Here is a 22,025-nt window from a genome sequence, read left to right as displayed (position 1 = left end):
AAACAGTAACCGTAATTGTGTTTTACTACAACATATGTGTAATGCGTAATATGTGCAACTCTTTAAACAAAAAATCCACCTTGCCTTATGGGTTTCAAGGTAAATTTGAAGACCAGCCTTTATAAAACTAAACTAAATGACAAATTCACGTAGAGACTTTATTAAAAAAACAGCCTTAGCAAGTACTGTTTTATCCGTGCCATCATACGGTTTTACTATTTTAAAGAAACCAGAATTAAGTAATCAAATAATTGGTCATGGCAATTTTAAATACCGTGTGCATAAATCTTGGGGAAATCTAGATCCTAATACAACACCTATTAAAAACTGTCACGAAATGGTTTTAGACTCTAAAGGGCGTTTAATTATGGTTACAGACGAAACCAAGAATAATATTATTATCTACGATAAGTCTGGTAAACTAATTAAAACTTGGGGACACGAATATAAATCTGGACACGGGTTAACATTATTTAATGAAGGAGAAGAGGATGTATTGTTTATCTGCGATCCCAATGGCGGAAAAGTAATAAAAACAACGGTTGATGGTAAGGTACTTACGGAACTTCCTAATCCGAAAAAAATAGGAGTTTATACCGAAAAAATGAGATATAAACCAACAGAAACTGCTATTGCTCCAAACGGTGATATTTATGTTTCTGATGGATACGGATCAGATTGGATTTTGCAATTCAATAAAAACGGAGAGTTTATCAGGAAGTTTGGTGGTAAAGGTCATAAAGACGAGCAATTAAATAATGCTCACGGTGTTGCTATAGACGATAGAGACCCAAACAATATTACACTTTTGTGTACCTCTAGAGTACATAATTCATTTAAAAGATTTACACTAGATGGCAAATATATATCTACCATTTATTTACCAGGAGCCTATGTTTGTAGGCCAGTTGTAGATGGCGAAAATATCTATTCTGGCGTATGTTGGTCTAGAATGAAATACTTGGAGCGCGTTCCAGATTCTGGCTTTGTAACTATTTTAGATAGAAATGATAAAGTAGTGTCTAACCCTGGCGGAGAAAAACCAAAGTATAAAGGCGGAGAATTACAACTTATGCTTCAAAACACACCGCTTTTTAATCACTGTCACGATGTGTGTGTAGACGAAGATAAAAACCTTTATGTATGCCAATGGAACGCTAATAAATCATATCCTATTAAATTAGAGAGAATATAATGAAGTTTAGATTTCTCATATTAATTATAATTATAATCTCGTCTTGTAAAAACAAGAATACAGGCTATACCAATATACCAGAAAAGAAGGTGCCAAAAATTGTAGATTATAATTTTGATGTACGCCCTATTCTGTCTGATAAGTGTTTTAATTGCCATGGGCCAGATGCAAACAAAAGATCTGCAGATCTTAGATTAGATACAGAAGAAGGTGCGTATAAAGCCTTAAAAGACAATAAAGATAAGCATGCTATTGTAAGCGGAGAACCAGATAAATCTGAGGTTATTGCTAGAATAACTACAAACGATACTTTAAAGGTTATGCCACCTAGCGATTCTAATTTAAAACTGTCAGAATACGAAATAAAAATAATAAGAAAGTGGATAAAACAAGGGGCAAACTATCAAAAGCATTGGGCATTTGTGGCTCCCAGAAAACCAGAGCTTCCAGAAGTTAAAAATGCAGATTGGGTTGCTAACGATATTGACTATTTTATATTAAATAAAATTGAAGGTATGGGGCTTCAGCCAAACCAAAGAGCAGGGAAAGAGCGTCTTTTAAAACGCGTTGCTTTCGATTTAACAGGATTACCTCCATCTTTAGAATTGCAAAACCAATTTTTAAACGATACTTCTACCGATGCTTACCAAAAAGTTGTAGACCAACTTTTAGCCAATAAACATTATGGAGAAAAAATGGCTCTTCATTGGCTTGATGTAGCGCGTTATGCAGATTCTCATGGGTATCAAGATGATTGCGGACGTAGCATGTGGCCATGGAGAGATTGGGTAATTCATGCGTTTAACGAAAATTACAGCTACGATAAGTTTATAACTTGGCAACTGGCTGGCGATTTGTTACCACAAAAAAATATTGAAGCCATTTTAGCCACAGGGTTTAACAGAAACCATAAAATAACACAAGAAGGCGGTGTAATACAAGAAGAATATCGCATAGAATATGTTACCGACAGAACTAACACCTTCGGAAAAGCTTTTCTTGGGTTGACTTTTGAGTGTGCTAAATGTCATGATCATAAATACGATCCTATTTCTCAAAAAGATTATTACAGTGCATTTGCCTTTTTTGATAAAGTACCAGAAAAAGGATTGTACAGTGGTGTGCGCGTACTTGCAAACCCGCCACTTATTACTATTGATGATAAACTGATTAAAGACAAACTACCATTTATAAACAAAAAAAGCCCTGAAAATGTAAATGTTATGGTTATGGAAGACAAACCCGGAATTCGTACCACACATGTTCTAGATAGAGGGGTGTATGATGGTAAAACCGATACTGTAGATTTTGATACTCCTAAAGCAATTCTTGAATTTAACAAGGACAAATTTGAATCTAATAGGCTTGGTTTAGCCAAATGGTTAATTGATAAAAATAACCCATTAACAGCTCGTGTTTACGTTAATCGAGTGTGGCAAGATATTTTTGGTAGAGGTATTGTAAATTCTTCTGGAGATTTTGGTATGCAAGGCGATTTACCAACGCATTCTAAATTGTTAGACTGGTTGGCGGTAGATTTTCAAGAAAACGGATGGGATATTAAACGTCTTATAAAGCAAATTGTAACCTCTGCAACCTATACACAATCTACAATTGTTCAGCCTGATAAATTAAAAACAGATCCAGAAAATATGTTTTTAGCTAGAATGAACAGAACCCGTTTAAATGCCGAAATAATTAGAGATCATATTTTAGAAAGTAGCGGTTTGCTTAATAAAGAAATTGGAGGCCCTAGTGTAAAACCATACCAACCAGATAAGTTGTGGGCATCTGCAAGTTCTAGAAGAGGTTTGTTGGCAACTTATGTTCAAGATCATGGCGATAAATTATACCGTAGAGGCATTTATACCTTAATTAAAAGAACGGTTTTACCACCTGTACAAACCACTTTTGATGCTGCTACTAGAGACCAATGCGAAGTAAAAAGACAAAGTACATCTACACCTTTACAAGCTTTAATTATGCTAAATGGCCCTACAACTTTAGAGTCTGCACGTGTATTGTCAGAAAAATTAAATAAAGAACAATTGTCTATAGATCAAAAGATTGAAAAAGCATTTCGATTAATTGTTTGTCGTAAAATAAAACCAAAAGAAAAAGATATTCTCCTTGCATATTACAACGAACAAAAAGAAGCATTTACAGAAACACCAGAAAATGCATTAAACTTTATTGATGTTGGTGAATATCCTATTTCTAAAAACAGAGACTCTGTTAAAGTAGCCTCCCTAATGCAAATTATACACACCTTGTATAATATGGAAGAAACAATAATGAAAAGTTAAAGACCCATGGACAAAGAATTTTTTGAACATCGATTAAACATAAACAGAAGGCATTTTTTAGGTAAAATGGCTATGGGAGTAGGAGGCGCTGCTTTAGGATCTCTTTTAATTCCAGATTTATTAAAGGGGTCTCCTGTTGCAAGCAACGAGTTGCCTCTTGGTATTAAGCATTTTGCATCTAAAGCAAAACGCATTATTATGCTTACACAAAACGGTGCACCATCGCAACTAGAAAGTTTTGACTATAAACCAAAACTTAGAGATATGTTTGGCGAAGATTTGCCAGACTCAATCCGTCAAGGACAACGTTTAACAGGAATGACCGCAAATCAAAAAAACTTCCCCTTGGTTGGTTCTAAATTCGACTTTAATCAATATGGAAAATCGGGTACTTGGGTAAGTGATTTGTTTCCTAATATCGCAAAAATCACAGACGATATTTGTGTTATAAAGAGTATGCACACAGATGCTATTAACCACGATCCAGCATTAACATTCTTGCAAACAGGGTCTCAACAAGGTAACAGACCAAGTATGGGGTCTTGGTTTAGTTATGGTTTAGGCAGCGAAAACAAAAACCTACCCGCCTTTTGTGTGTTACTCTCAAAAGGTTCTGGTAACGGTCAAGGTGTGTATTCAAAATTATGGTCTAACGGTTTTTTAGACAGTACACATCAAGGTGTACAATTAAGTGCTAGCGAAGATCCTATTTTGTATTTAAACAACCCAAAAGGTATGGATAAAATGCAACGAAAAAAAATGTTAGATAATCTAGCAGAACTAAATAATTTAGGGCATGCAGAGTTTGGCGATCCAGAAATACATGCAAAAATTAAGCAGTACGAAATGGCGTTTAGAATGCAAACTGCTGTTCCAGAAATTACAGATTTATCTAAAGAGCCTGCTCATATTACAGAAATGTATGGCTCAGATTCTTTAATTCCGGGTACTTATGCGTCTAACTGTTTACTGGCTAGAAAACTATCTGAATCTGGTGTGAGGTTTGTACAATTGTATCACCAAGGGTGGGATCAACATGGTAACTTGCAAAGAGATATGCCTAAGCAAGCCATGGATGTAGACAAAGCATCGGCTGCTTTAATAACAGATTTAAAACAACGTGGATTATTAGACGAAACTTTAGTGATTTGGGGTGGCGAATTTGGGCGAACTAACTATTGTCAAGGTAAATTAACTAAAGATAATTATGGAAGAGATCATCACCCAAGAGCATTTAGTATGTTTATGGCTGGTGGTGGAGTAAAAGGCGGAATGTCTTACGGTAAAACAGACGAATTTGGGTATAACATTATTGAAAACCCTGTGCATATTCATGATTTACATGCTACCATTATGCATTTAATGGGGCTAGACCACGAAAAGTTAACATACAAACATTTAGGAAGACGATTTAGATTAACCGATGTGCATGGGCATGTTGTTAAAGATATTTTGGCGTAAAAGAACATGAAAAAACTAGAATCTACAGTTATAAACCTATTATTTTTATTGCATTGCTTTTTGGTGGTGTTATTAATTTTCGAGAAAGGTGTTATTATTCCCTATTGGCTTCAACCCCTTGGTAGAATGCATCCGCTTGTTTTACACTTTCCAATTGCGTTTATTGTTTTGCTAGCTATTTTTAGTTTTTTTAAAAAACAAATCGAAGCAGAAACTTATAAAAACATAAACAGGTTTTTAATAGTGTTTACTGCATTTACAACGGTTATAGCAACTATAATGGGACTTTTTCTTTCTATGGAAGGCGACACTACAGATTTAATGACACTGCATAAATGGTTTGGAGTTGGTATATGTTTTCTAGTTTACGTACTTACTTTTGTTAAAAAAGAAAAGGTGTTTAATGCGTTGCTTTACGTAGGCGTAATTGGTGTTGTTTTTGTTGGCCACTATGGTGCTGGTTTAACACATGGTACTAATTTTATAACCGAACCTTTAGTTAAAACAAAGGTTGTAAAACTTAATGAAGAGACTCCAATTTTTCAAGGTTTTGTAAAACCAGTGTTAGATTCTAAATGTTTAAGTTGTCATAATTCTGAAAAACGAAAGGGTGAGTTAGACATGAGTTCTTTTGAAGGCATGATGCATGGAGGAAAAGGAGGCAAACTTTGGATTGCAGGAAACCCAGAGAAAAGTGCCTTATTAAAACGTGTACATTTACCCGAAGATAATAAGAAGCATATGCCACCTCAGGGTAAAAAACAACTTACCAAGGGCGAAATACAATTAATAAATGCATGGATTAAACAAGGCGCAGACAATAAAATTGCATTGGCACAATTACCAGAAGAGGATGGTTTAAAGCAGATTACATCAAAATTACTAGCATCTAAAAACAAAAGCATAGAGCCTGTTTTTGCTTTTAATTTTGCTAAAACCGAAATTATTGATGGATTACAAAACCCTTTTAGAAGTGTTATTCAAAAATCGCCAGCATCTCCAGCTATAGAGGTGGTTATAAACGGAAGAGAAACGTATAGACCAGAGTTTCTTACCGATTTATCGAGTATAAAAGAACAAATTGTTTCTTTAAACTTATCGTTTCTTCCTGTAGATAAATCATCTATAGATTTTATAAGTTCGTTATCAAACCTAAATAATTTACTGCTAAACTTTACTGATGTTACAACCAATGATTTATCGGGCTTAAAAACCTGTGTTAATTTAAAAACTCTGTCTTTAAGCGGAACAAAAGTAGATGTTGAAATTAAAGATTTATTAAAACAATTACCTAAGCTAGAAACACTTTATTTATGGAATACAGAAATAAATAACGAGGCTATTGATGGTTTAAAATTAGAATTTCCTAATGTGCATTTTGAAACAGGGTTTAAAAGTGATGGTAAGGCATTAAAGCTAACTCCACCTGTGTTGTTAAGTGAAAAAACTATTATTTCTAAAGGTGATTTTATCGAGTTAGGACATAAAATGCCAGGAGTAGAAATACGCTATACTACAGATGGTACAGTTCCTACTAAATCTTCTAAATTATTTAAAACGCCAATTCAAGTCGATTTAAAAAATAAGAAACCTTTTAAGGCCATTGCTTATAAAAAAGGTTGGTTGGCAAGTAATGTAAAAACTATTAAATTTATAGATAAAGGCTATACGCCAAAACAATTTGAAGTAACCTACGAAGGTGAAAACAACGAATTTATTGGTGTAGCTTCAAGAATATTAATAGACCATAATAAAGCAGGAAATGGTACAGCAAATTCCACACCATCTTGGGCTGCATTTAACTTTAACAACCCTTTAAACGCTCTTGCTTATTTTGGAGAAAATCCGCCAACTATAAAGCATATTATTTTTAATTATGGTGTGCATAAATGGTCTAAAACAGAGCCTTTAGCTACATTAGAGGTTTGGGCAGGTCAAGATAAAAACAATCTTACTTTATTAAAACAAATTAAAAAAACACCAAGAAAACTAAAAGGAGATAAAAAGAATCAAGATATTGAGGATAAAAGGCCACGAAGACTTAAAATTGAAGTGCCAAAAAACAAAATCTTTAAATATTATAAAATTATAGCAACACCCCATAAAAAATCTAGAATTTATGTAGATCAACTGTATTTTTATTAATTCTAATTAATAAAAAACTAACTTATACTAAATTAATACTACTTTAGTATAAGTTAGTTTTTTGTTTATGCTACAAATTAAAATTTTAGTATTTTTTATAGGCTTTAGCTGTATTGGTTTTGCTCAAAATGCGAATAATGCTGTCAATTCATGGAGTAAAGACGCTTTGTTGCAGCATGTAAAAACGCTTTCTTCCGATATCTTCGAGGGCAGGCGCACAGGAACTAAAGGCGCAGTAAAAGCTAAAAAATATATTATAAATCAATTTTACAGCTCTGGATTAAAGCCTTTTAAAAAATCTTTCGAACAGCCTTTTACCTTTGTTAAAGGTAATAAAACGTATAATGCATCAAATGTTTTAGGAGTTGTTAAAGGCACAGAACATGCTAATAAATATATTGTTATTAGCGCTCATTACGATCATGAAGGAAAAAAAGGGGGGCAAATTTTTAATGGAGCAGATGATAACGCTTCTGGAGTAAGTGCTTTGTTTGCTTTCGCAGAATATTTTAAAACCCACCCGCCAAAGCATTCTGTTATTTTAGCAGCCTTTGATGCTGAAGAATTAGGGCTTCGTGGGTCTAAGTATTTTGTAAGCACCTCTGCTATTTCTTTAAAAAACATAAAGCTTAATATAAATTTAGACATGATTAGTAGAAGTGTTAAAAATGAATTGTTTGTTGTGGGTACAGCCTTTAACAAAACTTTGAAACAATTAATTTTAGGTGTAAATACTGTTGATGATTTAGAGCTTAAACTAGGACACGATGGCGAAGATGGTTTAGAAAATTGGACCTATGCCTCAGATCATGCCAATTTCTATAAAAATAATATTCCCTTTTTATATTTTGGAGTAGAAGACCATAAGGATTATCATGAACCTACAGATGATTACGAAAATATCCACCCAGAATTTTACAAAAAAGCAGTAGAAACCATTATGTCTGTTTTTGAAAAAACAGACAAATCTCTGTAATTAAAAATAAGCTTTTAGTTGAATGTTTCCTGTATGAATGGTTTTACTCGTTTCGGTCTTTCTTCCAAAATAACTAAGGTTTAAATCTAAAAATTTAGTTATTTTCTTTTGTGCTAATAAACTCCATGTAAAGTTTTTTCCATCTTGTAAGCCTTCTAACATTTGGTAAGATACTGGTGTGTTTGCACTACCAGTAAAACTATTAGAAAAGAAATTAAACTCTCCATTTATAGCACCACGTTCTTGATTAGAAAAAGCAAACGATGTGCCGTATTTTTGTTGTTTTAAAGACTCTAATCCACCAATAGTATTGTCTTTTGTTGCGTATTGATAAAAGATATCAAACTGCGCGTTATCGTTTAAAATGTACGATATTTTAGGGTTAAAACGTGTTTCGTCAAAGTTGTAATTCTTGCTGGCAAAATTTTCGCTAATACTTTCGTTGGTGTCAAGAGCAAAAAGCATATTTAGTAACCAGCTATCTTCAATTTTATGGTTAAAGTTTACTTGGTGGCTCTTTAAGTTGTTTTCTATAAAACCAATAGATAGTATATTTCTCGATTGGTTTTTTAAATAGGTGTACGAGGTTGTGTAATGCTGCTTTCCTCTGTTAAAAAAGAATACATTTCTTAAGTTTAATTGCAATCCTAATTGGTTTTCTTCATCTTCTTTAAAAGGATTTAAATTAAAATTATTACCATCTCTTTTTATTTTTCTATCAATTAAATAACTGGTTTGATTGTAAAAATGAGACCAGAATTTTTTAGATGAGTTTTTACTAACCGACCATTGCGATGGGTTTATAGTAAGTGTTTGGCTTAGTCTATTTTGGTGTGTTTTTACAAAAACACGATTTGGTAAAAGTACACGAATATATTTGCCTTGATCTTGAAATTGGGCAATTTCAAACTCTTCAAGTTCTTGTATACCATTATTGTTATAATCAATCCAGGTGTAAGTGCCTTGTCCAGGCTCTACTTCTACATAGGTGAAATCTTGTTGTGCTAAGGCGCCAGAGTTGGTTTCAAAAACTGTATTCCATAGTACAAGTTGTTTAAAAAGTTTTTGATTGTATTGTATTCTAGAGTTTATAGATTGTTCGTCATCAATAGCTTCGTCTTCATTTTTAAGCATTCTGTAGTTTGCGTAAAAAGACAAATTGGTAGTTGTATTCTTAATTAATTTAGAGTCTAAATAAAAGGTGTTCGATGTGTTTACTCTTTGCAATTTATTATTTTTAATACTATCGTTTGCACGGTTTTTATATCCTATTTCTGCAAAAACCTGGCTGCTATCTCCAATGCCAGTAAATATTTCGTACGATTTAAATTTCTGACTTAGAGGTGTTAATACTTTGGTGTTAATGTCTTTTTGTTGGTTGTCTTCAATAGCTAGTTTGGTGCCTATCCAGCTTTTTTTCATTCCGTATATTAGAGTGTTGTAAGACCTTAAAAAAGTTGAGGTATTTGCGTTTGAAGCCGATTTTAAAAAGCTAGAGTTAGAGAATAATTGGAGCTTATTAAAAAAAACATGAGCACTTGCCACATGCCGGTTGCCATTAAAGCCATAAGAATAATTTAAATGTTGAAATTGATAATCGATAAACCCTTTTTTAGGATGAAATAAATGCAGGCCAGAATTTAATAAAATTTGATTGCCCAAGTTGCCAATAATTTGGTTTCCTGTTGGTTGCTCTAAATTCCAATCTCTATTAAACTCGGGATTGTATAAACCCTCAATGTTTCTATAATTAGCAGAGATATAATCGCTATCAATATAAGCGTTTAAACTCCATAAGCTATCTTTCTTTATTAAATTTTGTTCTATATTTAGTTTTCCTGCAAAGCCATTATTATTGTCATCATCTATATTAGAAAAGGCATTTAAATCGTTTTTACTTCCAGAGCCTTCAAACTTAATGTTTGTTTTGTTCGATGGTTTGTAAGTCCCGTTAACCACAACTATTTGCAATTTTGTTGGGGCAATAAGCTGCACTACAGGGGCGTAATTACCTTGTAAAACACCAACAAATTCGTAAATATTGTTAATAGCATTTATGCTGCTTAAATTATAGTCGCCTTGGTTTTCTCCAACATTGCTAAAAGTAACTCGGTAAAGTTCGTCGTTTTCATTATTCGAAAAAACAAAAGCCTCTGTGCCATTAATAATCTCTTTTTTATAAAGAATTCGGTTTTCGTTTAGTGTTTCTTTAATTTCTGATGGTGCTACCATTTGCGATTTATCGTCTCCCGCATTTGCTAAAATATCTACTTGCTCTTCAGATAGGTTTTGCTGTAAAGGTTGGTTTTTAGAATCGTTTTCAGAATACACAGAAACACCAATATTTAATTTATCACTTTCAAATTTACCACCACCATAAGCCACAAGTCGCGAGTAATTACGTTCGCTAAATTGATAATCGGCAGTAATACGCATTTCAGAAGTAATAGGAAAAGTAGAGTTAAAAATAATTTCTCCAGCATTATAATCTATAATATAATCTTCGTTTTCTCCACGTTTAACAGGTACACCATTAACATAAATAGTTTCGCTACCAGATACAATAAGTACAAAAAGTTCTCCATTTTGGCCTTGCAATTTGTATGGACCTTGGTTACCTTCTTGTGCTGTAAATTGGCTTGTGGTAAATTGCCCGCGTACCAAAGCTCCTGCAGCAAAAACATTGGTTTGCTCGTCGTTGCCTAATTTGGCATTAACAAATAAACCTTGTGCGCGTTTAGAAAAACTAGCAAAATAAGAATCTTGATTTTGTAAATCTATATCGCCAGCACGTATGTTCCACTTGTTGCTGTAAAGCTCTATAAAAACTTGGTCAAACTCGTCTAAGCGTTGCGAATATCCACTTTCTTGTAAAGGGATGTTGGCATCTTGAATCGAAGCTCTAAGCGATACTTTTTCGTTAAGTTTTCCGCTTATTTGTAAATCTAATTCACTATTTAAAACCGAGTTTTGGTTATTACCCACTGTTACTCCACGAGAAATACTACCCGATGTGGTAAGACCATCAAACGGAATGTAACTTTTAGATGTGTTAGGCTGTGTAAGTTTGTATAATTTGTTGGTGGTGTTTGTATTGTTAACTATAATGCTTTCATCTAGTTCTTTGTATGTTTTGGTTAAAAAATCTGGAAATTTTAAATAATTAATAATAATAGAGTCGGTATCTATAGTTTTTTTAAAAGTTAAAATAGCTTTAGGGAAATTAATACTATAAAAAGAAGAATCTATTAGTGTATTGTCTTTTTTTCTAACCGAAAAAGCATTAGAATTTATGCTTACGTCTTCAATTTTTATAGAGTCTTTTACAGCAACTTTTTTCGTTTTGTAATTAGATATTTGGCTATGCGAAACACCACAAAAACAAAGAAAACAGATAAGTATACATGTAAAATATTTCATTGAGATAATAAAACTGTAAAAAGTATAAAATATTTTGTTGATAGATTTTGTTAATTGCACGTTATAATAATAGTGTAAAAGTAACGTATTATTTATTTTAGCTAAAACTAAGACACATTACTATTAGCTGGTTTTAGTTTCCTGCTTATAATAAAACAATCTACAAAATGTTATTCTTATATAAATTTAGAATAGCACTTTAAAATTTAAAGAACATGAAAATTATATCGTACAATGTAAATGGCATAAGAGCAGCTTTAAAAAAAGACTTTGCTGGTTGGTTAAAAAGCGCCAATCCAGATGTTATTTGTTTACAAGAAATAAAGGCAATGAAAGAGCAGTTAGACCTTTCTGTTTTTGAAGATGCTGGTTATGTATACAACTATTGGTTTAGTGCGCAAAAAAAAGGATATAGCGGTGTGGCTATTTTAAGTAAAATAGAGCCTAACCATGTCGAGTTTGGCACAGGAATTGAGTCCATGGACTTCGAAGGTAGAAACCTGCGTGCAGATTTTGATGGCGTGTCTGTAATGAGCATGTATTTACCATCGGGAACCAATGCAGCACGATTAGACCATAAGTTAGAATATATGGATATGTTTCAAGAGTATGTTAATACATTAAAAAAAGACATACCTAACCTAGTTATTCTTGGCGATTACAACATTTGTCACGAAGAAATAGATATTCATAACCCAAAAATGAAAGGTGTTTCAGGGTTTTTACCAGTAGAGCGAGAATGGATTGGTAAGTTTATAGATAGCGGATTTATAGATTCTTTTCGTTATTTAAATAAAGACAAACAACAATACAGTTGGTGGAGTTACAGGGCAAACTCTAGAGCTAATAATAAAGGTTGGCGTTTAGATTATGCTATGGTAGCAAAACCATTACAAGAAAATATAAAAAGAGCAGTTATATTGTCAGATGCTGTACATTCAGACCATTGTCCAATTCTAGTAGAAATAGATAAATAATAGCAACCTAAAAAATAATCAAATAAAAAATACCCTAAAAAAATGATTAAAAAAATTTCGTTATTAGCCTTAACCTTAGTGTTAGTTGCATCGTGTGTATCTCCAAAGGTATACAAAGATTTAGAAAATAAATACAGTCGTTTAAAATCAGAAAATAGAAAACTATCAGACGAAAATAGTAAGTTGTTAAACGAAAAAACAAAAGCAGAAAACGAGCTTAGCAGACTTCAATCTATATACGAAAAAGCAGTTGCAGACAAAGAGAAATTACAAGCCGATTATAACGCCACAAAATCAAACTACGATAATTTAAAAGCCTCTTACGACGCTTTAGAGCAAAATAGCTCGAAAGCCATAGCAGCAAACTCTAAAAAAAACAGAGAGCTTTTAGCGCAATTAGAAGCTAAAGAACAAGCCTTAGCAGCAGAAAACGAGCGTTTGGCAAAGCTTAAAAAAGAATTAGAAGATCGCTCTAACCGTGTTGCCGAGCTAGAAAGCGTTATTGCAGCCAAAGATGCAGCTATGACCAAGTTAAAAGACGCCATTTCTAGAGCTTTGACAGATTTTGAAGGTAAAGGCTTAACCGTAGAGCAACGCGACGGAAAAGTATATGTTTCTATGGAAAACAAGTTGTTATTTGGCTCTGGTAGCTGGGCAGTAGGATCCGAAGGGAGAAAAGCTGTTAAGCAATTAGGTAGCGTGTTAGGCGAAAACCCAGACATAGCAGTTTTAATAGAAGGCCACACAGATAACGTACCATACAAAGGCAATGGTATACTAACCAGTAACTGGGATTTATCTACAAAACGAGCAACATCTATTGTAAATATTTTACGCGAAAACACCAAAATACAAGCCGAAAACCTAACCGCAGCAGGTCGTGGCGAGTTTGCACCAATAGCATCAAACGAAACCGCTGCAGGCAAAGCAAAAAATAGAAGAATCGAAGTTATCTTAACACCAAAACTAGACGAACTGTCTAAACTGTTAAACGATAATTAAAAACAAGATAACATAAAAACACAAATAACCGTCATTTTAATTATGGCGGTTATTTTTTTGGCGTTACCACAAGGGTCGGGCTTTCCGCTATATCTTTTTAAAAGGCATATTTATAAGTAAACCATAAACTAAACTACTAAGTTTTAAGTAAGCGAAAAACAAGGTGTTTGTATATTTTAAAAAGGATGTCGCATCAATCCCTAACGCAGTACCATTTATAAAATAAGTAACCAATTAAAAAATGGGGTATGTATTTAATAAGAGATAAGAAAACAGAAATGGAGAAAATATTCCCATCAATTTTTTAAATTTGCAAACTTAACGTCAACCCTAAACAAGATTAAAACAAACTTCTAAAAACTAGAAGGTTATTAAGCATGTTTATAATGACGACTAATTATGATTAAACCTATATCTATTACCGCAATAGCATCAATTTCTCCATTAGGAAAAACATTAAACGATGTTTGGGCCAGTTATAAAAACAATACACATTGCATTTCAGAAAAAGAAATCAATAAAAAGCCTGTTTTAGTATCTCAAATATCTAAAGACTCCAAAAAAGAAATCGAAGAAATAAAACAGTCAGACAATAAGTATAAATCTTTAGACAATACGGTTTTGTTTACCCTTTACGCATCAAGAAAAGCGGTAAAAGATGCCGGTTGGCAAGCTCAAGATAATTTTGGAATAAATATTGGTTCTTCTCGTGGTGCCACAAAACTTTTTGAAACCTACCACGAAGGTTTTTTAAAAAATAACAAAACAGAAACCTTAAGCTCTCCAACCACAACGTTGGGTAATATATCGTCTTGGGTAGCGCACGATTTACAAACAGAAGGCCCAGAAATAAGTCATTCCATAACCTGTTCTACAGCGTTACACTCTGTTTTAAATGGTGTTGCATGGATAAATTCTGGCATGTGTAATAAGTTTTTAGTAGGTGGTAGCGAAGCGCCTTTAACACCGTTTACCATTGCGCAAATGCAAGCTTTAAAAATTTACTCTAGAGCTAAATTAAATACCAATCAAGATAAGTTTCCTTGCGAAGCACTAAATTTAAATAAAACGCAAAACACTATGGTTTTGGGCGAAGGTGCGTCTGTAGCTTGTTTAGAAGCAGGAAAAAAAGAACATGCTTTGGCAGTAATAACGGGAGTTGGGTATGCCACCGAGATTTTAAAACATAATATTTCTATTTCTAGCGATGCCGTTTGTTTTCAAAAATCTATGAAAATGGCTCTGGGGCATTTAAATCCAGACAATGTCGATGTTGTTGTTATGCATGCACCAGGAACTATAAAAGGCGATTTATCAGAGGTAAACGCTATAGAAAAAACATTTCTCAATAAACGCCCAGCTTTAACCACCAATAAATGGAAAATAGGGCATACCTTTGGGGCTTCTGGAGCTTTAAGTTTAGAGTTTGCTGTATTAATGTTACAACATCAAGAGTTTATTGGTGTGCCCTTTGCAGAAAAGCAAGAGTTGCCAAAAAGTATAAAACATGTGTTGGTAAATGCTGTTGGCTTTGGTGGTAATGCAGTTTCTATTTTGCTTTCAAAAGCTTAAAAGCAGTTTTATTTCGATTTAGCAATATTTAGCAACGTTTTCATGTGTTTATTATTAAGCATACCGCCATGTGCAATATCGCTTAAAGGTAAGTGCGGTTTCGAATTGCACTCTACTATTAATGGCCCGTTGTTGGTTATGGCAATATCCCAGCCTATGTATCGATCTGGTAAAAAGGTTACAGCTTCTCGTAAATTGTTACAAATGTCTTCGTAAAATGGAATTTTAAAACCTTCAAATTTAAAACCACTATCAGGGTGTTCGTATATTTCTGCACCACCATAACCCGATAAATAATGCCCCGTTTTTTTAAGTGTACCGTCTGCCATATTAACACCAACAATAAAACCACCAGACGATGCGTTGTCTACCACACTTTTACCAACGCCAAATCTGTAAAATCCGCCTATAAACTCAACCTCATTATCTTCAGTTAAAATAGATATAATCCTCAACGTGTTTACAGCCTTGTTATGTATGTTGTTAATAGCATCGTGCTGCTTAATAATTTCTGTATGAACAAAAGTACCCTGTGTTAAAAACTCAAAAGTCTTATCTATATCTTTATTTACACTGGCTTTACTTATTTTAAAACACCCTTTGCCTCCTTGCTCAGATGGAGGTCTAAAAAACAAGGCCTCTACGTTAGTATCTTTAAAAATAGTTTTAAAAAAAGCAGTTACTGCATCTTTATTTTTTAGTTGTACCGTTTTGTTGTTGTAAAAAAAAGAAGTTTTAAAGTTGTAACTAATTAGTTTTGGGGTTTTTAAATTGTTTTGCTCGCAAAAAAAAGAGAAAAACAATTTGTTTTCTATTATAGGGTTTAAGTCTTTGTTGTGCAGTTTATGGCTATTACCCATAAGGGTTAATTCTTTAGTACTGTGGTAGTCTAAATAATTTGTAATGTTTTTTCTGTAGGCATATTTAAAATAATAAAAAGGAATTTCTTTTTTGGTAATAGTAAGTATAAAAACCTCTTTTATTATTTTAAAAATACTTTTTTTGTTCGGGTCTTTAAAAAAGATTTTAATCCTTTTAACATCGTTAAATCGGCTCATTTATAGAAAATTGATGAAATCAAAAATAAGATATTCCTTTATAAATACTAATTACTTTTGGGGTTATTTGTAACAAAGCAGAGTATTGGTATACATATATATAAAACTACAAAAGACTATTAATCTGGTCTAAGTAATTTTAAAATTAAAAACATCATAGTAAAGGTTAGCCAAATTAATCTTACATTTAAATCGTTAAATTTTTAAAGCATAAAACGTATGGAGTGGTATTTTAACTTAGAACTTTTTCCAAAAGTATATTGGAGCATTGCCTTACTAGGCTCTTTTATCTTTGTTATTACCATGGTTTTAACTTTTATGGGTGGAGATGTTGATGAGCTAGATCTTGATACCGAAATAGAAACCGACACCGGTATTGGTTTTCAATTTATAACCTTTAAAAATTTGGTAGGTTTTTTTACCATTTTTGGGTGGAGCGGTATTGCTTGTTTAGACGCGGGCTTTTCTAAACCCGTAACCATTGTTATTTCGCTTACTTGTGGTTTGTTAATGATGGGAGTTATGGCAGCCATGTTTTTTTACATGCGTAAACTTAACCACAGTGGCACATTAAATTTTAAAAATGCCATTGGTAGCGTTGGCGAAGTGTATTTAACAATAGGTGCTAAACGCTCGTCTATAGGTAAAGCACATGTGCGTATACAAGGTGCTTTAAGAGAATTAGAAGCGTTAACAGACTCAGAAACCGATTTAAAATCGGGTGCAGTAATATCTGTAAAAAACGTAACAGCAAACGGTATTTTAATAGTAGAACAACTAAATAAATAATTATATGACATTACTAGTTACTCAAGCCTTAAACTTAGGTTTTCCTATTGCTGTAATAGCAGCAGTTTTATTTATCTTTTTATTTTTAATTATATTAATAAGGCGTTATAAACGTTGTCCTTCAGATCGTATTTTGGTGGTTTACGGTAAAGTTGGTGGTGGCCAATCTGCCAAGTGTATACATGGTGGTGCAGCTTTTATATTACCAGTAATTCAAGATTACGAGTTTTTAGATTTAACACCAATGTCTATAGAGGTAAATTTAATAAATGCACTTTCTAAGCAAAACATTCGTGTAAATGTACCGTCTCGATTTACAATAGGTGTATCTACAGAGCCAGGTGTTATGCAAAATGCAGCAGAGCGTTTATTAGGTTTGGGTTTACCAGATATTCAAGAATTAGCAAAAGAAATTATTTTTGGTCAGTTACGTTTGGTCGTTGCCTCTATGGATATTGAAGAGATTAATAACGATAGAGACAAGTTTTTAACTAACATTTCGCAAAGTGTAGAAACCGAGTTAAAGAAAGTAGGTTTAAAACTAATAAATGTAAATATTACAGATATTGTTGACGAGTCTGGCTATATTGAAGCTTTAGGTAAAGAAGCAGCAGCGCATGCCATAAATGCAGCACGTAAATCGGTTGCCGAGAAAAACAGAGATGGATCTATTGGTGAAGCTAACGCAGTGCAAGATGAGAGAACCCAAGTAGCAGCAGCAAATGCGCAAGCAGTAGAAGGAGAAAATACCGCAAAAATTGCTGTAGCAAATTCCGATTCGTTACGACGCCAGCGAGAAGCAGAAGCAGAGCGTGTAGCAAATGCATCAGAAAAAGTACAGAGTGCAAAAGCCTTAGAAGAGTCTTATGCTGCAGAGCAATTAGCAGAAAATGCCAGAGCAAATAGAGAGCGTTCTTCTCAAATGGCAGATGTTATTGTACCTGCAGAAATTGATAAAAAGAAAGTTGAAATTGATGCTGAAGCTGAAGCTGAAAAAATAAGACGTCGAGCAAAAGGTGAAGCAGATGCAATATTGTTTAAAGCTCAAGCAGAAGCACAAGGTTTGTATGAAGTATTAACAAAACAAGCAGCAGGTTTAGATCAAATTGTAAAAGCAGCAGGTAACAACTCTAAAGATGCAGTATTGTTATTAATTGCAGATAAGTTACCAGAATTAGTTAAAACACAAGCCGAAGCTATTAAAAATATTAAAATAGATAAAGTTACCGTTTGGGAAAACGGTGGTGGAGGCGAAGACGGAAAATCGTCTACAGCCAATTTCTTATCGGGTATGTACAAATCTGTACCACCATTGCAAGACATGTTTAATATGGCTGGTATGCAATTGCCAGAGTATTTAAAAGGTAAAGATATAGAAACCGAAAATGCCAATGCAACTACAGATGGTGCTAATGCAAAAGCAAAAGAATAACTATTAAAAATTGTACTATTAAAAACTCTACCTAAAACACAACAACATTATTGTGTTTTAGGTAGAGTTTTTAATTTTATGCTCATTTTAAATAAAATCTCATGAAAAAGTTACTTGTAGTTTTTCTAGTTGTATTTAATGTAACCCACAATTATGCACAACAGTATTATGTAAATCATTCTAAAATAAAAGAAGATTTAAATAAAATAATTGGAGATATAGAGGCAAACTATGTGTATTTAAACGAAAAAGGAGTCGATTTAAATTGTATTCGTAAGTATTACGAAAATCAAATTAAGCATATAAAAACAGAAGAAGATACGGTTTTATTGTTCGAGTATTTACTAGACGAGTTTTACGATAGTCATGTTATTTTAAATACAAATAGACCATCGTCTTACAGGTTAAGTGCACCAGTATATACAGCTATTACCAAAGGAAAATTTTTGGTTACTAGTGTGTGGAAATCGCAAATATTAGAAGAGGCTAACCAAATTATTAATGCCGAAATTCTTAAAATAAACGGTGTAAATTTTAATGAAGCTATAAATAATTTTCCAACCCAATGCAACGATAAAAACAATAGCTTGGCTCGCGAGTGGATAGCTAATAAACTTTTGGCAGGACAATACAACAAGCCACGTGTTTTAACCTTAAAACTGAAAAATAAAAAAATAATAAACTTCGATTTAGATAACATAAAAATTAGGGCAGAGCCTTATTATTTAACATCTAAAAAACATGGAGATATTGGCGTTATTAGAATTAATAATGCTCTAGGAAAAGATATTTTAGTTACAGAGTTCGATAGAGCGTTAAATAAATTAATGGATACCAAAGGCCTTATTATAGATTTAAGAAACACTGTAGATGGGGGCAACTCTTATGTAGCTCGTGGTATTATGGGGCGTTTTATAAGCACGCCTAAACCTTACCAAAAGCATTTGTTTTTAGAGCAATCTAAAGCCAGCCCTAATGTAAATCCTGCAATTACACGCAGTTGGGTAGAGTATGTACATGCACGAGGTAAAACATATAAAAAACCTGTTGTGGTTTTGGTTGGACGCTGGACAGGTAGTATGGGCGAAGGCCTAGCAATAGGTTTCGAGGGCATAAAACGCGGTAAAATTGTAGGCTCTAAAATGGAGCGCTTGGCAGGAGGTGTAAGTAGTTTTTCGTTTAAAAACCAAGCGTATGGTTATAGAATATCTACCGAAAAATTGTTTCATCTTAATGGCATAGCACGCGAGTTATACGAGCCAACATACGTTGTAAATCAAACAATTTCTGGTAAAGATGAGGTGTTAGAAAAAGGAATTAAGTTAATAAATAAGTCGAAATAAAAAATAATTCAGTAAATTCAATTATTTAATATCCATATTTTAGATGTAACAGAAAGAAAATCTAAATGGATATAACTATTTTTGCAAAAAATAAATCTTCAAATGAGCGAGACTAAACACAATTGGACTAAAGAAGAGATTCTAGATATATACAACAAACCATTAATGGAGTTGCTTTACGAAGCAGCTACAATACATAGAAAAAATCACGACCCAAACACGGTACAGGTTAGTACATTATTGTCTATTAAAACAGGCGGATGTTCTGAAGATTGTGGCTATTGCCCACAAGCTGCCAGATACCATACCAATATAGAAGGTAACGATTTAATGCCAGTACAACAAGTAAAAGCACAAGCTTTAAGAGCTAAAGCAAGTGGGAGTTCTCGTGTTTGTATGGGTGCTGCATGGCGAAATGTTAAAGATGGCGAAGAGTTCGACGAAGTTTTAGAAATGGTACGTACCATTAACAAACTAGACATGGAAGTTTGTTGTACACTAGGTATGATTACAGAAAACCAAGCACAACGTTTGGCAGAAGCAGGATTATACGCTTACAACCATAATTTAGATTCTAGCGAAGAGTATTATAAAGAAGTTATTTCTACACGTGGTTACCAAGACCGTTTAGATACTATAGACAATGTACGTAAAACAAACGTAACGGTTTGTAGTGGCGGTATTATTGGTATGGGCGAAAATATAGAAGACAGAGCAGGAATGCTTGTAGCGCTTTCTACATTAAATCCGCAACCAGAATCTACACCAATAAATGCATTAGTTGCTGTAGAGGGTACACCACTAGAAGATCAAAAACCAGTTTCTATTTGGGAAATGATTAGAATGGTAGCTACCACAAGAATTGTTTTACCAGAAACCCAAGTACGTTTAAGTGCAGGTAGAACGCAAATGTCTAGAGAAGGACAAGCTATGTGTTTCTTTGCAGGTGCAAATTCTATTTTTGCAGGAGATAAGCTGTTAACAACACCAAATCCTGATGTAAATGAGGATATGAAAATGTTTGAATTATTAGGTTTAAATCCGCAAAAGCCATTTACTAAAAAGGTACAACCACAAACAGTTGAAGCTGCAGAGTCTAAATTTGAAGCTTTAGGCGAAAAACCAAAGTGGACACGCCCAGAGCACAAAATTGAACGTAATGAGGCTGCAAAGCAAAAATCTAAAGCTTTAAAATAAATAGCAATTACAAATTTTTAATGGGTTGTAAACAGGGTTACTGCTTTTGGCAGACTACCTGCGTTAAAAACTGCAACAAACTTAGGTTAAGCTTGGTAAGTTTTATTACAGTTGTTTTTGTGTTGTTATACATGTGCAACACAAAAAGCAATTGCTAAAAGCCAAGGCCTAAAGATAACACCCTAGATACTATTTAAAAATTTGTAGCGTTTATTTACCTTTGTAAACCTAAACTAATTAAACATTGGCTTTAAACTTACAGGAAATTCCGCGAGTAAAAACCATTACTAAAAAGGATTTTTTAAAATACTATTTTAAACCACAAAAACCTGTGGTAATAGAACGTTTTATAGAAGACTGGCCTGCGTATACCAAATGGAATTTGGAGTATATGAAACAGGTTGGAGGCCATATTACGGTGCCTCTTTACGACGACAGACCCGTAGATTATAAAGATGGGTTTAACCAAGCGCATGCTAAAATGAAACTTAGCGACTATATAGACTTGCTAAAACGCGAACCAACAAAATTTCGTATTTTTTTATGGAATGCACTTAAAGAAATACCAGTGTTACAAAAAGATTTTACGTTCCCAGATTTTGGGTTGCGCCTATTAAAAGGTGTGCCCATGTTGTTTTTTGGTGGCAAAAACTCGCATACTTTTATGCATTACGATATAGATTTAGCCAATATTTTCCATATTCATTTCGAAGGCGAAAAGCAGGTTATTTTGTTTGATCAGCAGCAGAGCGACTATATTTATAAAATTCCACATTCTTTAATTACCCGAGAAGATATAGATTTTAACAATCCAGACTTAAAAAAATGGCCCATGCTTAAAAAAGCAAAAGGTTATAAAAGCATACTAAACCATGGCGAAATATTGTACATGCCAGAAGGTTATTGGCATTACATGCGCTACATAACACCAGGTTTTAGTATGAGTTTGCGCGCTATTGCCAGACAACCTAAAAATTTTGGAACAGCCATTTATAATTTACTAATTATGCGTAATTACGATAATATAATGCGCAGAATTAAAGGGCAACGCTGGATAGACTGGAAAAACGAACAAGCTATTGTGCGTACACATAAAGGTTTGTAAAAAAAAACACACTTTTATTAATAAGATATAATATATTTGCCCACTTA

At 33.5% G+C, this 22,025-nt stretch carries 15 protein-coding genes; 13 read left to right on the top strand and 2 right to left on the bottom strand.

Translation table 11 applies throughout. From position 1 onward, the window contains the following. The first annotated feature begins 136 nt into the window (after window positions 1-136). From ABD715_RS05310 to ABD715_RS05290, 5 genes are all read left to right on the top strand, one after another. Entirely contained in the window at window positions 137-1,195 is a 1,059-nt protein-coding gene (locus tag ABD715_RS05310; protein WP_344787074.1) for a 6-bladed beta-propeller, read from the top strand. Further along, on the top strand, window positions 1,195-3,501 hold the full coding sequence (locus ABD715_RS05305; protein ID WP_344787073.1) for a PSD1 and planctomycete cytochrome C domain-containing protein: 2,307 nt from the start codon (window positions 1,195-1,197) through the stop codon (window positions 3,499-3,501). Before ABD715_RS05310 ends, ABD715_RS05305 begins: the two co-directional genes overlap by 1 nt. Window positions 3,502-3,507: 6 nt before the next feature. Beyond that, the gene (locus ABD715_RS05300) at window positions 3,508-4,962 is read left to right on the top strand and encodes a DUF1501 domain-containing protein (protein ID WP_344787071.1); all 1,455 of its coding nucleotides are present in this window, start codon (window positions 3,508-3,510) and stop codon (window positions 4,960-4,962) included. A 6-nt stretch (window positions 4,963-4,968) separates the two neighbouring features. After that, window positions 4,969-7,107 (top strand): c-type cytochrome domain-containing protein, encoded by a 2,139-nt coding sequence (locus ABD715_RS05295; protein ID WP_344787070.1) that lies wholly within the window; start codon window positions 4,969-4,971, stop codon window positions 7,105-7,107. 67 nt (window positions 7,108-7,174) lie between these two features. Next, window positions 7,175-8,083: a M28 family peptidase gene (locus ABD715_RS05290; RefSeq protein ID WP_344787069.1), complete on the top strand. Its 909-nt coding sequence runs from the start codon at window positions 7,175-7,177 to the stop codon at window positions 8,081-8,083. Here the strand turns inward: ABD715_RS05290 and ABD715_RS05285 are convergent, their stop codons facing one another. After that, the gene (locus tag ABD715_RS05285) at window positions 8,084-11,503 is read right to left on the bottom strand and encodes a hypothetical protein (RefSeq protein WP_344787068.1); all 3,420 of its coding nucleotides are present in this window, start codon (window positions 11,501-11,503) and stop codon (window positions 8,084-8,086) included. A gap of 215 nt (window positions 11,504-11,718) precedes the next feature. Between ABD715_RS05285 and ABD715_RS05280 the strand changes: the two genes are divergently transcribed. The 3 genes from ABD715_RS05280 to ABD715_RS05270 all read left to right on the top strand — a co-directional run bounded on the left by ABD715_RS05280 (window position 11,719) and on the right by ABD715_RS05270 (window position 15,054). Further along, on the top strand, window positions 11,719-12,480 hold the full coding sequence (locus ABD715_RS05280; protein ID WP_344787067.1) for an exodeoxyribonuclease III: 762 nt from the start codon (window positions 11,719-11,721) through the stop codon (window positions 12,478-12,480). A gap of 42 nt (window positions 12,481-12,522) precedes the next feature. Next, window positions 12,523-13,482: an OmpA/MotB family protein gene (locus tag ABD715_RS05275; RefSeq protein WP_344787066.1), complete on the top strand. Its 960-nt coding sequence runs from the start codon at window positions 12,523-12,525 to the stop codon at window positions 13,480-13,482. 399 nt (window positions 13,483-13,881) lie between these two features. Further along, on the top strand, window positions 13,882-15,054 hold the full coding sequence (locus ABD715_RS05270) for a beta-ketoacyl synthase N-terminal-like domain-containing protein (protein ID WP_344787065.1): 1,173 nt from the start codon (window positions 13,882-13,884) through the stop codon (window positions 15,052-15,054). An 8-nt stretch (window positions 15,055-15,062) separates the two neighbouring features. Here the strand turns inward: ABD715_RS05270 and ABD715_RS05265 are convergent, their stop codons facing one another. Continuing rightward, window positions 15,063-16,112 (bottom strand): sugar-transfer associated ATP-grasp domain-containing protein, encoded by a 1,050-nt coding sequence (locus ABD715_RS05265; protein ID WP_344787064.1) that lies wholly within the window; start codon window positions 16,110-16,112, stop codon window positions 15,063-15,065. Window positions 16,113-16,331: 219 nt separating this feature from the next. On the opposite strand from ABD715_RS05265, the gene ABD715_RS05260 reads away from it, so the two are divergent. The 5 genes from ABD715_RS05260 to ABD715_RS05240 all read left to right on the top strand — a co-directional run bounded on the left by ABD715_RS05260 (window position 16,332) and on the right by ABD715_RS05240 (window position 21,978). After that, window positions 16,332-16,901, top strand: coding sequence for a hypothetical protein (locus ABD715_RS05260; RefSeq protein ID WP_344787063.1), 570 nt, complete (start codon window positions 16,332-16,334; stop codon window positions 16,899-16,901). Window positions 16,902-16,905: 4 nt separating this feature from the next. Further along, window positions 16,906-18,333: a flotillin family protein gene (locus ABD715_RS05255; RefSeq protein ID WP_344787062.1), complete on the top strand. Its 1,428-nt coding sequence runs from the start codon at window positions 16,906-16,908 to the stop codon at window positions 18,331-18,333. A 101-nt stretch (window positions 18,334-18,434) separates the two neighbouring features. After that, window positions 18,435-19,676, top strand: a complete 1,242-nt coding sequence (locus ABD715_RS05250) for a S41 family peptidase (protein WP_344787061.1) — start codon at window positions 18,435-18,437, stop codon at window positions 19,674-19,676. Window positions 19,677-19,778: 102 nt separating this feature from the next. After that, complete coding sequence (gene bioB, locus ABD715_RS05245; RefSeq protein ID WP_344787060.1) at window positions 19,779-20,873, top strand: biotin synthase BioB; 1,095 nt, start codon at window positions 19,779-19,781, stop codon at window positions 20,871-20,873. Between the two features lie 244 nt (window positions 20,874-21,117). After that, window positions 21,118-21,978 carry a cupin-like domain-containing protein gene (locus ABD715_RS05240; RefSeq protein ID WP_344787059.1) on the top strand — a complete coding sequence of 287 codons (861 nt, stop codon included), beginning with the start codon at window positions 21,118-21,120 and terminating at the stop codon, window positions 21,976-21,978. Window positions 21,979-22,025: the final 47 nt, after the last annotated feature.

It is taken from the genome of Postechiella marina, assembly GCF_039538365.1.
Lineage (GTDB): Bacteria > Bacteroidota > Bacteroidia > Flavobacteriales > Flavobacteriaceae > Postechiella > Postechiella marina.
This window is presented reverse-complemented; position numbering and strand designations above follow the sequence as displayed.